Annotated in this window: 7 protein-coding genes; 2 read left to right on the forward strand and 5 right to left on the reverse strand. The window is 59.6% G+C overall.

Translation table 11 applies throughout. From position 1 onward, the window contains the following. Positions 1 to 23: 23 nt before the first annotated feature. The 5 genes from LPW13_RS14765 to pilG form a co-directional block, all read right to left on the reverse strand. On the reverse strand, positions 24 to 6,821 hold the full coding sequence (locus LPW13_RS14765) for an Hpt domain-containing protein (protein WP_230436543.1): 6,798 nt from the start codon (positions 6,819 to 6,821) through the stop codon (positions 24 to 26). A 139-nt stretch (positions 6,822 to 6,960) separates the two neighbouring features. After that, complete coding sequence (locus tag LPW13_RS14770) at positions 6,961 to 9,126, reverse strand: methyl-accepting chemotaxis protein (RefSeq protein WP_230436545.1); 2,166 nt, start codon at positions 9,124 to 9,126, stop codon at positions 6,961 to 6,963. Positions 9,127 to 9,414: 288 nt separating this feature from the next. Next, positions 9,415 to 9,957, reverse strand: a complete 543-nt coding sequence (locus LPW13_RS14775; protein WP_230436546.1) for a chemotaxis protein CheW — start codon at positions 9,955 to 9,957, stop codon at positions 9,415 to 9,417. Positions 9,958 to 9,973: 16 nt separating this feature from the next. Beyond that, complete coding sequence (pilH, locus tag LPW13_RS14780; protein WP_230436548.1) at positions 9,974 to 10,336, reverse strand: twitching motility response regulator PilH; 363 nt, start codon at positions 10,334 to 10,336, stop codon at positions 9,974 to 9,976. Positions 10,337 to 10,649: 313 nt separating this feature from the next. Further along, positions 10,650 to 11,045, reverse strand: a complete 396-nt coding sequence (pilG, locus tag LPW13_RS14785) for a twitching motility response regulator PilG (RefSeq protein ID WP_010132439.1) — start codon at positions 11,043 to 11,045, stop codon at positions 10,650 to 10,652. Positions 11,046 to 11,441: 396 nt separating this feature from the next. On the opposite strand from pilG, the gene gshB reads away from it, so the two are divergent. Next, the gene (gene gshB, locus LPW13_RS14790) at positions 11,442 to 12,398 is read left to right on the forward strand and encodes a glutathione synthase (protein ID WP_230436550.1); all 957 of its coding nucleotides are present in this window, start codon (positions 11,442 to 11,444) and stop codon (positions 12,396 to 12,398) included. A gap of 106 nt (positions 12,399 to 12,504) precedes the next feature. After that, positions 12,505 to 13,395: an energy transducer TonB gene (locus tag LPW13_RS14795; RefSeq protein WP_377563375.1), complete on the forward strand. Its 891-nt coding sequence runs from the start codon at positions 12,505 to 12,507 to the stop codon at positions 13,393 to 13,395. The last annotated feature ends 21 nt before the right edge of the window (positions 13,396 to 13,416 follow it).

A 13,416-nucleotide genomic window follows, 5' to 3' on the forward strand; every position in this document is an offset into this window, starting at 1 on the left:
CGGATTTATACAGACAGCCGCGCTCAGTGCGCCACTTCCGCTTCCGTGTAATCTCGAATCGCGTTCAACAGTACTTCTTCCTGATAGGGTTTACCCAGATAGTGGTTGACCCCCAGTGACAGCGCGTGATCGCGGTGTTTTTTACCGGTTCGGGAAGTGATCATAATGATCGGGATGTCCCGCAGGCGGCCGCTGGAACGAATATGACGCGCCACTTCAAAGCCATCCATTCGCGGCATTTCAATATCCAGCAGGATCACATCCGGCATGAAATCCTGCAACTGGATGATCGCGTCCTGACCGTCTTTGGCGGTTGTGGCGCGGAACCCTTCCCGCTCGAGGAAGCGGGTGGTCACCTTGCGCACCGTTACCGAATCGTCCACCACCATGACCATCTTCTGTGGCTCCGGCTCTTCGCGGCCGGAAACTTCCGGCTCCACTTCCAGTACCGGCACTTCGGGTCGCGCCAGTAGCGCGGAATGCTTACGCAGGAGGGCGTGGGCATCGAGAATCACCACCACGGTACCGTCACCGGTTACGGTGGCTCCAGATACCCCCTGTACCCCGGCAAACTGGGCCCCGAGACTTTTCACCACGATCTCGCGGCTACCCATGATGGCATCGACCTGCAGCGCCATGGCAGTGTTTTCCGTGCGCACCAGTAGCACCGGCAGCTGCATGTCTTCCACATTCAGCTTGGGTTGGGCGCTGGACTGCAGCAGGTTGCCGAAATAATTCACCTGATAGGGCTCACCGGCATATTCGAAGCGCGCTTCCGGTGTGCGGTAGTAGTGCTCCAGCTCGAACGGGCTCAGGCGCACGATGCCTTCAATGGTGTTCAGCGGCAGCGCAAACAGGTCATCGCCCACTTTTACCATCAGCGCGCGGTTCACCGATACGGTGAACGGCAGGCGCACGACGAATTCTGTTCCTTCGCCAATCTGGGAGGCGATAGTGACATTACCACCGATCTGCTTGATCTCGGCGGACACCACATCCATACCCACACCGCGGCCGGAAATCTGCGTTACCTGATCGGCGGTACTGAAACCGGCCTGCAGAATAAACTGCATGATTTCACTATTGGACAGCTCCGCATCCGGGCGCATCAGGCCGCTTTCGATCGCTTTCTCGCGCACCCGCATCAGGTTGATACCGGCACCATCATCACTGATGGTGATCACCACTTCACTGCCCTCTCGGGCCAGATTGACAGCAATGCGGCCGCGCTCTTCCTTACCCGCGGCACGACGCTGTTCGGGATCTTCAATACCGTGGTCGACCGCGTTGCGCAGCATATGCTCCAGCGGTGCCACCATGCGCTCCAGCATGGAGCGGTCCAGCTCGCCCTCGACGTTGGAGAATACCAGATCCACCTGCTTGCCGAGCTCCGCGCTCACTTGGCGGACAATACGGCGCAGGCGCGGCACCAGGCGTGAGAAAGGCACCATGCGGCTGCGCATCAGCCCCTCCTGCAGCTCGGTATTTACCCGCGACTGCTGCAGCAACAGGGTTTCCGTATCCCGGGTTTTATTGCCCAGGGTCTGGCGCAGCTCCAGCAAGTCGGAGGTGGATTCCAGCAGTGAACGGGACAGCTGCTGAATGGACGAATAGCGGTCCATTTCCAGTGGATCGAAGTCGTCCTCCTGCTCTGCCAACTGCTCCTGACGGAACAGGATCTGCGCCTCGGTTTCTTTGTCCAGACGGCGCAGCTGCTCGTTGAGTCGGCTCAAGGTGGAGTCCATTTCGTCCAGCGCAATACCGAACTCACCTACCTGCTCTTCGAGGCGACCGCGGGAAATGGAGGTCTCCCCCGCGAGGTTTACCAGCTCTTCCAGCAACTCCGACGCTACCCGCACCATCTCCTGAGGCTGGTTGCGAGGCTGGCCGCTGTCGCGCTCACCCGGGGTGCGGGATTTGCGCACAAATGGCAGTACATTGCTGCCCGCTTCCGACGCAGCAGGTGCCGGTGTCAGGGGCGTAGTGGATGTGGAAATCGCGGGGGCGGATACCGCGGGTGCTTCCGGCGCATCCTGCGGTAAAACTTCACTCGCAGCTGTGCCTTCATCCGCTTCCGCGGGTGCTGTATTGGTAGATGCTTGGCTGGTTGGCGCCTGGCTCTCTGTGGATTCGATACCGTAATCCACTGGGCTCGCATTCTGTGCCAGCTGTTCGTCGGCCCAGCTCGTATCCAGTAATGCCGTGAACGACTGCAGTTGTTCACCGCCCAGCCAGGCGCGCGTGGTTTCCACCCCCGCCGCCAGACGATCGTAGATAGCGTGCGCATCGGCAAAGAACTCTGCCGAAGGCGTGCTGTCGCCCTGCATGTTCTCGATCACGGTTTCAAAGCGATGCGCCACTTCACCCAGCCCCATCAGGGCCGCCATCCGCGCACCGCCCTTGAAGGTGTGCAACACGCGCTTCAGCGCCTCTCCGTGGGAAGTATCGTCAGGCGCCTGCTCCCAGCCCTGAATCAGCTCTTCCAGCTCATCCACCAGATCTCCGGCTTCTTCCAGGAATACCTCGACTACATCCGGGTCGATTTCCGCCAGAGCGGCCTGCTGATCTGCTGTGGACACCTGCGACGGTTGTGCCACCGGGGTAACAGGTTCCACAACCTCGGCATCCAGCGGGGTGGACTCTGCCGGCGTGTCCGTTCGGGTTTCTGTCAGGGATTCTTCCAGCCACTGCATATCGCCGAGGCCAGCGTCATCCTCGAGCACCGTATGCTCCAGATTGAGCTCTGTACTGTCGACAGTGGGCGCAGCTTCACGATCGCCGGTATTGGCGGATTCTTGCCAGATCCCGTCTTCGTCTGCAGTCCCCGCTGGTTCTACATCGATGGCGTAGTCGCCAAAAGATGCGTCCTGAACCTCGTCTGCCTCTTCCGCCTCTTCGGACAAACCGAACGATTCCGGTGTCAGCGGTGGCAGGTCTTCATCTGCCAACCATTCGGAAACCGCAGGTGCATCGGAAACTGCAGGCACATCGGAAGCGGCGGCCATATGGGGCGTGAACGCTTGCGCATCATCGTCCGCCCCCGCACCTGCATCCTCCACCCTATCAACCGGGAACGGCGATTCGGGCGTTTCTTCCACGGGTTTCTCTGCCGCCAGCAGATCGTCAAAACTGAGGTCATCGAGGTGACTGGTGTCAGCAACGCTTTCTTCTACCGCTTCTGAAGCAGGTTCCGCGAATCCCTCGACGGCTTCGGTATCCACCGTATCGGCTTCGCCGTCACCCGGGAATGTCAATTCGCTGCTGTCGATGCCGTAATCGGCAAAGTCGAAATCCTCTTCTTCGCCGCTATCGTCACCCTGGGCCAGATAGCGCAGCGCTTCGCCCACCACATCGCTGACCTGGGGCAGGTCCTGGGCCGCAGCCACCGCGTCCACCAGATCCAGAAGCTCGTTGTGCCCCTGCTCAAGGGCGGCCCACAGTGCGGGCTCCTCCTCCAGGTGTCCATCGATGACCTGTCGGTAAACTGCCAGTAGCAGTTGCGACAATTCCTGCAGAGTGGGTAACTGTGCCTGCCCGGCTGCGTGCTGCAATACATCCAACTCTTCCGCCACCGGCAGCAGAATGGATTTATCCCCCGGATGGGCACGCCAGGCATTCAGCATCTCATCGGCATCCAGCAGTACTTTCATGCCGTCAGCCATAATGACTGCCAGCAACTGAGGATCTACCGCTTTCGGTTCGTTGGCTTCGCGCTCGCGAATCAGGTGGCCGACCGCACGCTCCTGCAGCTCTGCCACCCGCGCCAGAAATTGTTCGCCGCGCTCAATATGTAGCGCTTCGCTGTTGTAAATCTGTTGCAGCACGCCGTGCACATAGTCATTGGCATCGCTGATCAGCTCAAAGATGTCGGCGTCGATGGCCACCTGGTAGGTGCGTAGCTCTTTGACAAACCGCTCCAAAGGCGCCACCAGTTCCGCCACCGGCGTGACCTCTGCCATATGCGCAGAGCCCTTCAGCGTGTGCAGCGCTCGGTGCATGGGATCGGAGGGAATACCGTACAAGGGCGCGGCCTGCGCCATTTCCTGTAGGAATTCAGAAACCGTGGCCAGGTGGGTTTCCGCTTCCTGGGCGAAAATTTCCCACAGCTGTGTATTGTCGTCGTCGCTGTCGGCACTACTTTCATCAACACTTGCCGGGGCTTGTTCCGGCACGGCTGACGGCTTCGCCTGATCAGATTCCGCAAGCGCTGCCGGCACTTCCCCCTGGGAAAGCTGCTTTGCCCAGCCCTCCAGTTCGGCAGTGCGCGCGGCATCCGGATCGCCTTTTCCGGTACGGAAGCCATCGATCATCGGAGGCAGCTTTTCCAGTACCAGTTCGATCAGGCGAACATGTGCACGGGTGGGCGCGACGGTTTCGTCCAGCACCCGGTTGAGCATGTTCTCCACCGCCCAGGCAAGCTCACCTACATCCAGCGCTTCCACCATGCGGCCGGAGCCTTTGAGGGTGTGGAAACCGCGGCGGAACTCCACCAGGGCATCGTGATCATCAAAGTTTGCAGCCCATTGCGGGAAGTACAGATGGATGGCCTCCATCACCTCACCGGCTTCCTCGAGGAAGATCTCGACAATTTCGTCGTCGATAATACTGGCATCGTCATCCGCGTCCGCGGGGATATCGGACACCGCTACTTCAGTTACCTCGGATTCAGGCTGACTTTCGGGTGCCGGGTCTGCCGCAGCGGCGAGGCCGGCCAGGGGATCGGCGTCCTCAACGTTCTGGTAACCGTCAACCTCAAAGCCGCTGTACTGGCTTTCCGTCATTTGTTCGACTGCACCAGTTTCCGTCGGAGCTTCTATCAGGGCACCGGAATCGGCTTCAGAATGGCTTGTAACGGTTGTTTCAGGCTCGGAAGCCTGTTCATTTGCGTCGCCGGCAAACCAGCTGTCTTCCAGGAGGGAAGGCGCGTCTTCAGCGCTCGCGGTTTGCGGCTTATCTTCCGCTTCCGAATCCGCGGTCGGCGTTTCCCGACCGGCCTCCTCGCTGGCGTCCCAGCTGTCGAAACCGGCCGGAGCATCAGAAGCTTCGCTAGCACTGTGGTCGGCCGCGGGTAAATCCAGCTCGCCGCCCTCAGTAGCAAAATCGTCTTCGGCCTGGCTCACAGACTCGACTGCCAGCTCCCCATCCGTACCGGTTACGGCGTACCCCAGGGTTGCGACACTGTCTTCCGCCAGCGCCAGCAGCATGTCAGCGTCCTCAATGCCATCCGCACGGCGTTCGAGGTAGTACTCCACACTGGTGACCGCATCTGCGAGCGTGTCGAGCAGCTTCCAGTCGGGCTGCTCCCCGGCATTGATCAGGCGCTGTTCGATATAGGTTTTGCACGCACCGACAATCTCACCCGCACGCTGGTACCCCACCATTTCCAGCCCGCCGCACACTTCCTGCAGTCGCTTGGGCACCGCGGAAAGATGGCCGGTGTCCCAGTGGCTGGCGATGTACTCGACGACGGCTTCTTTAACGGTCTCGAGCCCGATACGCGCCTCTTTCAAGACGCGATCGGTGGCCTCGCCCATCAGCGGTGAGGCGTCATCCACCTTGCGGTCACGCTCTGCCGCGGCGGAGAGCCCGGCGTCCAGCTCCACCAGCTCGGAGGCAGCCTGCATCAACAGATCGTCGGGATTATCGCTGCGAGAGGCATCGCGCAGGTATTCGTAGACATTGCGGGCGCGGCCGCGCAGGCGGTCGAGACCCAGCACGCCCAGCGTATCGGCAACGCGCTTGCTCACCATCGACGTGTCGGAGAGGGGCGGGCGCTCGCTATTGGCGATACTGGGGTCGAGTGCCTCGCGCACCGTCGCCAGTTCTTCGCGCAGCGCAACCAGGGCGGTACCCATGGCTTCTGGCCCCATGGCCAGCGCGTCTTCGGTATCCGGACGCGGTGTGCCCGGCACCGCTTTATCCAGGCCGTACTGACGGTACAGGGCCTGCGTACGTGCCCCATTGGGGCCACACAGATAGACATAAAACAGCAGGTTGCGGATCAGGTCCCGATCTGGCGCCAGGTCGAGTACCCGTGCGCCCTGTCCCGCCAGCAGACGAAACTCCACGTCAATACGACGCAGTAGCTGGCGCAGGGCGGGCATGACGGTAATGCGGTGGTCGCTGATCCCCTCGAGGAGGCCGAGCAGAATTTCCCACAACTGGCGCCGGGGACTGCCACTGTAGAGCAACGCCATTTTTTCACTCACCTTGGTGAGGTAGGCGATGCTCTCGCGGCTGTTGACTTCGCGGATAAGGGAGGCAGCCGCGACGTGATACATTTTGCGCAGCTTGCCCACCAGTTCCTGAAGCTTGGCGGGATTACTCAACAACGGCTGGCGGTTACCGCTGCTCAGTTCCAGCGCAGTCAGATCCGGGCCGAACAGCGCCCCTTCTGTAATCAGTCGCTCGCGGCGCACAGCACGTAAATCGTTGAGTAGCGGCAACAACAGAACCGGGTTGTCGCGGCGCTGGAAGGCAATCTTTTCCAGATATAGCGGCAGCTCCAACAGCGCGCGCATCAGGAACTCGCGCGTCTCATCACTGTTTTCTACATCACCACTGGCCAGCGCGTGTACCAGCTGCTCCATTTCTTCGGCGAGCATGGCGGCGCCGGTCAGTTCTGCCATATGCAGACTGCCGTGTACCTGGTGAATCAGGTTGAGGCAGTTTTTCAGCAACCCACCCGCATCCTCGGCGGTCTCAGGCACAGAGGAATCCGAGGCAAACGTCTCAAGCTGCTGACGGGCCTGGGTCAACGTCTCGTTGATTTCACCTATCAGCCAATCCAGGGCGATAAAGTTGGGATTGTCGCGACTCACGGCCAGTCCTCGGTAATTCTGTTCGCTGCCGGCGGTGGCATTACTTCCCTACCGCCGCTTTTCACACCGTTGCAAAATGCCTTTAACAATGCTTTCTGTAACGGTGTGCCGCATTATCGTTATCGGTATTCGCGGTCAATCAGGCCAGCGCCTGTTCCTCGCGCTTGCGCTCTTCATCGGTTGGCGCTTCGTCAAAGGATTCCGCGGGCTCTTCGTCGAGCATCGGGAACTCGTCAGAGAGATCGGTCAAGTCGCCATCGTACAGCTCCGCTTCACTTTCCACGTCGTCGCTCTCCGGCAGTTTGAAGCCGGCAACGGAATCGCGCAGGGAGGAAGCGGTCTGGGCCAGGTTACCAATGGACTGGGCAGTGGCCTGGGTACCGGCGGAGGTCTGCGAGGTAATCTCCTGAATCACGTTCATCGTGTTGGAGATGTGGCCTGCAGAGGAGGCCTGCTGACGTGCCGCGTTGGAGATGTTCTGAATCAGGGACGCGAGGTTGGTGGATACACTCTCAATTTCTTCCAGAGCAACACCCGCATCCTGTGCCAGGCGAGCCCCGCGCACCACTTCGGTGGTGGTGGACTCCATCGAAACAACCGCCTCGTTGGTATCCGACTGAATCGCTTTTACCAGGCCTTCAATCTGCTTGGTTGCCGCAGCGGAGCGTTCTGCGAGGCGCTGTACCTCATCCGCAACCACCGCGAAGCCTCGACCGGCATCACCGGCCATGCTCGCCTGAATGGCGGCGTTGAGTGCCAGGATGTTGGTCTGGTCGGCAATGTCGTTAATCAGACTAACGATGTCACCAATCTCCTGGGAAGATTCACCCAGACGCTTGATCCGCTTGGAAGTGTCCTGAATCTGCTCGCGGATGGTATCCATGCCCTTGATGGTGTTCTGTACCACCTTGGCGCCGTTGCCCGCGATCTGTACCGAACGCTCCGCCACCTGGGCAGACTCGGCGGCGTTGGCAGATACCTGGTCAATGGTCACGGCCATTTCGTTCACCGCCGCGGAGGCGCCGGCAATTTCCTGCGCCTGGTGCTCGGAGGCCTCGGCCAGATGCAGGGCAGTCTGCTGGGTATCCTGTGACAGGTTGGATACTTCCTGGGTCGCAGTGTTAATCCGGCTTACCAGCACCCGCAGCTGGTCAATGGTGTAGTTGATGGAGTCTGCGATCGCACCGGTAAAGGCCTCGGTTACCGTCGCCGAGGTCGTGAGGTCACCGTCAGCGAGGTCGGCCAGTTCGTCCAGCAGCTGCATAATCGCCTGCTGGTTACGCTCATTGGTATCGGACTCTTCACGCAGACTGCGGCGGGTACCGGAGAATGCGGTGATCATCATGCCGAAGATCAACAGCACAAACACACCGGCAATAATGGCGATGGTCTGGTTGTTGGGCTGGCGCTCACCAGACAGACTCACAATGCGGTCGTTAAGGCTGGACAGTGACTCCAGCAGCTGCGGCGAAGAGGTCGCAATACCGTCGGCGGCCTGGCGGGTCGCAAACAGGGCCGGGGTGGATTCAAAAATCTCACGCACCGAAGAACTCACAAACTGGAACAGCTCGGTAATTTCATCCAGCGATTCGCGGGCCTCGGGGTCGGTCACGCGGGAAATTCCCATCACCACGTCGCCGCCTTTCATACCTTCAACCACTTTACCGAACAGGCTGGCATCGGTGTTGAACTGGTCGGCAGCGGATTCCGCATTTTCGCCACCCTGCAGCATCTTATCGATGTTCCGGCCGATACGTTCCGCACGCCAGACCTGCAGCTGCGCCTGCTCTACCTGGTTTGCCGGTGCATTGTTGGCCAGCAGGATTTCCACAATGTTGTTGTGCTCTGCCTGCAGTTCCGGCAGTGAGTCGTTCAGGGTACTCGCCACATCGTTCAGGAAGATGATCGAGTCTTTGTTGCCGATAATGGTGTCGGCCTGCTCACGCATCTGCCGCCAGACCTGACCGTAATTGGCCAGCTCACCATCCAGCGCTCTGCGGCTGCTGGCCTCCATTCCCTGCAGATCACCCCAGGTGGTATTCATCTGATTGACGACCCGCTCCAGCTCGGTGAATGCCTCTTCGTCACCGGCCGTCGCTGCCGGCGCTGCCGATACCAGCTGGTAGGACAGTGCGCGCAACTCCGCAACGTCCTGCAGATACTCTTTATCCTGGTCTGCCTGACTCTGTACCAGGTAGATGCTGACGATCAGCCCCGCCAGTGTGGCGAGTACCAGCAAACCCATAAACAGCGCGGCAGGGTTACTGCGCAACGCGGAAAATGAACTCTGGGAGCCTGTTTTCATAATTTACTCCTGGCGGACCTGCGATCCAGACCAATTCTTGTTATCACCTCTGCGGGCCGACAATCTACATTGGCCCAGATTTACCCCACGCCCGAACAGTGGCCAAGCCACCAGTCTACGGGCGCCCCCAAAACCGGCTTTAAACCGGTAACGGACATTGCTGCGACCGCCATCCCGAGCGGCCTTACAGCCCCACAACAAAGTGGAGCCCTGAATACGAGACGCGCAATCGGCGCCTCACCTCAGAATCGGTTTCCTTGCGACCCTCTGCCCACAGGGTACCGGCACTCAGTGCGCGGCGGCATCTGCAAACTGGAAATCGCCAATCAGCGCCTGCAGGTCAAACACCAGCCAGCGCCCCTGCTGGAGCACAAACTGACCATTGACCATGGGCGCGTAAGCTTCTGACAGGTCTGCCGGCGGCAACTGACCGTATTCGAGTGCAAGGTGCTGCATCCCGTGCAACTCATCCACAATCAAACCTGCGTAAATTTTGTCGTATTCCAGCACCAGTACCCGGCGGTTCTGACGCGGGCTGGTGAGGTGGCCGCCGAAAAACGCGGCGAGATCGAAGAGCGGCAACAGGCGACCACGCACATTGGCCACGCCGCGCACCCAGGGCTTAGCTCCGGGTATGAAGGTATATTGGGGCACCTCCAGCAGCTCCACCACGTCATCCATGGCGGCCACGAAGCGTTGCCCTAGAAGAGAAAAGCCGATGCCCGTCCAGTAGGGTTTGACTTCCTGGCGGGCAGGCAGCCCCTGTGCCTGCGCTTTTGCGCGGTTGGCAATCTCTACCAGCGCGAGATAAGGGGTATCAGTTGCATCCACGGAGAGTACGCCGGCCTCAGGCCAACACCTCCTCAATCGTGCCGAGCAACTTGCTCTCGTCTACCGGCTTGGTCAGGTAGGCGCGAGCGCCCTGGCGCATGCCCCAGACCCGGTCGGTGTCCTGATCTTTGGTAGTGACGATAACGATGGGGATCGCCTTGGTGCCGTCACCCTTGCTCAGCTGACGGGTAGCCTGGAAGCCGTTCAGGCCCGGCATCACGATATCCATCAGGATAACGTCGGGGCGGTGTTCACGAGCCACATCCACACCATTTTCGCCATTGGCAGCGGTCAGCACCGCGTGGCCGTTCTTTTCCAGAATGGTGGTGAGTTTGTGCGTTTCAGTAGGCGAGTCATCGACGATTAGCACTCTGGCCATCTTTATCCCCCGAGATAGTATTTCCGCCGAGCCAGATTGGTTTGCACGACACCGGCGGTTGTTGTTGGTACCGGCCGCTTCTTTTGCCGCCTTCCGTACGACAAGCGCGACCACACACTTTGTTATTCAATGCTGGCGAATTCCGAATCTGCTCACCTTGAGCGCCTGATTCAGGCATCGCGGCTGCCCGCCATGATATGACGGGCGCTTGACGGCGTAGTCTACGCCATTTTTGCCAAGAATTTCACACCCCTGACGTGATGGAGCCTTCAGCCAGGTAAAACAAAGCCTTCAGCGCGATAAATCAACGCCCTCAGGCAGCGTGATGCGGCTTCGCATGCGCCGAAATAGCACCGAGCAGCTCACTTTTACTGAAAGGCTTGGTCAAATATTGATCGCAACCAACCACGCGCCCCTTGGCTTTATCGAACAGCCCATCCTTACTCGACAGCATCACCACCGGCGTACTGCGGAATTCACTGTTGTTTTTGATCAACGCGCAGGTCTGGTAGCCATCCAGACGCGGCATCATGATATCGACAAAAATGATGTCCGGACGCGAATCTGCAATTTTCGCCAGTGCATCGAAGCCATCGGTAGCGGTCACCACCGCACAGCCGGCCTTTTGCAGCAGCGTCTCGGCGGTGCGACGAATGGTTTTACTATCGTCGATCACCATCACGGTGAGACTTTCCCAGTTCAGCTCCATAGTGTTCCAAAATCCCCAGATTACTTATTTTTTAAGCGCCGTTTTGCGAGACAGGGCGTAACTACAGACAAACGTCATAGATAGTCCAGGTCCCGCACCTGTCACAGCGCTTTTTGTACAACCGCATGACGGGGTCCGATCATCGCAAAGTGGCCGCGGCCAGCGGGCGCAGATCAGATGGAAACTTTTAACACAGAAGACACAGTGAATCTAGCGACGACACTGGGCAGCAAAGAGCATCGATCGTTATGTGAACAGTGCCGCATTTCGTCCCCGGAGCCGCCATTCAGCCGGGCCATCGCTCAACACAACCGGATTGGCACCAACCCAGGCTTGCAGCAGGCGCAGTCTACTCTTATTTTATTCCGCCCCCTGCCCAGCAATGGATACCGATTTATGGCCCGCACCCTCGGCGTAGTGATGGACCCCATCACCAATATCACATTCAAGAAAGACACCTCTCTTGCCCTGCTCCTCGCCGCCGCCAAGCGCGGATTCGAGCTGGTATATTTCGAACAGGGTGACCTTTATCTCGACGGCAGCAAGCCCATGGGTAGCGCCCGCCCACTGAAAGTGTTCGACAACCCGGATAACTGGTTCGAACTGGGCGATGCCACCCCCATGCACCTCGGCGAATTGGACGTGATGTTGATGCGCGTCGACCCGCCCTTTGACAACGAGTACATCTACTCCACCTACATTCTGGAAGCAGCGGAACGCGCCGGTACCCTGGTGGTCAACAAACCCCAGTCCCTGCGCGACTGCAATGAAAAAATCTTCGCCACCCACTTCGCCGATTGTTGCCCACCGTTGATTGTCAGCCGCGATATGCAGCGCCTGCGGGAATTCCACAGCACCCACAGCGATGTCATCTTCAAACCGCTCGACGGCATGGGCGGCAGTGGAATCTTTCACGTGCGCGCCGACGGTGCCAACATTGGCGCCATTCTCGAAACCCTCACCGACGACGGCCAGCGCCAGATCATGGGCCAGCGCTATATCCCCGAGATCAAACAGGGCGACAAGCGCATCCTGATGATCGACGGCGAACCGGTGCCCTACTGCTTGGCACGCATACCCCAGGGCGGAGAAACCCGCGGCAATCTCGCCGCCGGCGGCAAAGGCGAAGCGCGTCCACTGAGTGAACGCGACCAGTGGATTGCGGCACAGGTAGGCCCGACGCTGAAAGAAAAAGGACTGCTGTTTGTGGGCCTGGATGTGATCGGCGATTACCTCACCGAAGTCAATGTCACCAGCCCCACCTGCGTGCGTGAAATCGATGCCGCCTACGACACCGATATCGGCGGACTCTTGATGCGCGCGATCACAGACCGGCTGGCGCAAAAAGGGTAAACTGGCGCATTATTAAGTTTTGGCAGTCCGCCAACCGCAGTAAAAAGCAATAATCAGAATGACCGCAGCAGCCAGCCAATCGCCATCAAAAGCAGGTGCCGCCCCCGTGTCGGGAAACGCCCACAGCGCGTCGCCCGCCCAGGGCGACCGTATTACATTTGCGCTGTTTCTGGCCTGCGCACTGCACGCGCTGCTGATTTTCGGCATTGCCTTTACCGCACCGGAAGCGAGCCAGGCACCTCCCACGCTCGAGGTCACCCTGGCTCAACACCGCGCTGCAAACGCGCCCGAAAATGCAGACTATCTCGCCCAACACAACCAACAGGCGAGTGGCAGCGCCGACACACCCCGGGAACTGTCCACAGACCGCCGTGCAGAAATTGCAGATACCCGAATTCGCAAGGTAAACCCCTTGCCACAACAACAGGCCGCGCGCCCCGCAGACCAACGCCGCCAACTGATCACCACCATTGGTGACAGCCCGCAACAGGCCCCGGAACTGCCAGCAGAAGACCAGCGTTCAAAACAGAAGCGCGGCGACGCCCCCAGTGATCTGCCGCCGTCCAATCCCGAAATCGCCAGCCTGCAGGCACGACTGGACAAAATCCGCCAGACCATTGCCCAGCGCCCGCGGGTGCGTCGCTTGACCTCCGTCGCCACCAAAGCCTCTGCCGATGCCGCCTATCTACACGACTGGCGTCAGAAGGTGGAAGCCATCGGCAACGAGAACTTTCCACAGGAAGCCCTGCAGCGACAGATCACCGGTGACCTGCGCATGATGGTGCGACTGCTGCCCACGGGCGCCGTCGAAGAAGTGGTGATTCTGAAATCTTCGGGCGAGCGTATTCTGGATGATGCCGCCCAGCAGATCGTGCGACTCGCCGCGCCCTTTGCCCCTTTCCCGGCGGAAATCCGCAAGCAGGCGGACCGACTGGAAATCATCCGCACCTGGCGCTTCGAGATGACCGGTTTCTCCACCGACGCCGGACGCGGCTGATCAAAACCAGAACAGATCGGC

The organism is Microbulbifer celer, assembly GCF_020991125.1.
Classification (GTDB): domain Bacteria; phylum Pseudomonadota; class Gammaproteobacteria; order Pseudomonadales; family Cellvibrionaceae; genus Microbulbifer; species Microbulbifer celer.

What these genes read in the sequence shown, in the direction of transcription:
- pilG (WP_010132439.1), bottom strand. Translation starts at nt 11,045, where the DNA reads ATGGAGCTGAACTGGGAAAGTCTCACCGTGATGGTGATCGACGATAGT.
- LPW13_RS14770 (WP_230436545.1), bottom strand. Translation starts at nt 9,126, where the DNA reads ATGAAAACAGGCTCCCAGAGTTCATTTTCCGCGTTGCGCAGTAACCCT.
- gshB (WP_230436550.1), top strand. Translation starts at nt 11,442, where the DNA reads ATGGCCCGCACCCTCGGCGTAGTGATGGACCCCATCACCAATATCACA.
- pilH (WP_230436548.1), bottom strand. Translation starts at nt 10,336, where the DNA reads ATGGCCAGAGTGCTAATCGTCGATGACTCGCCTACTGAAACGCACAAA.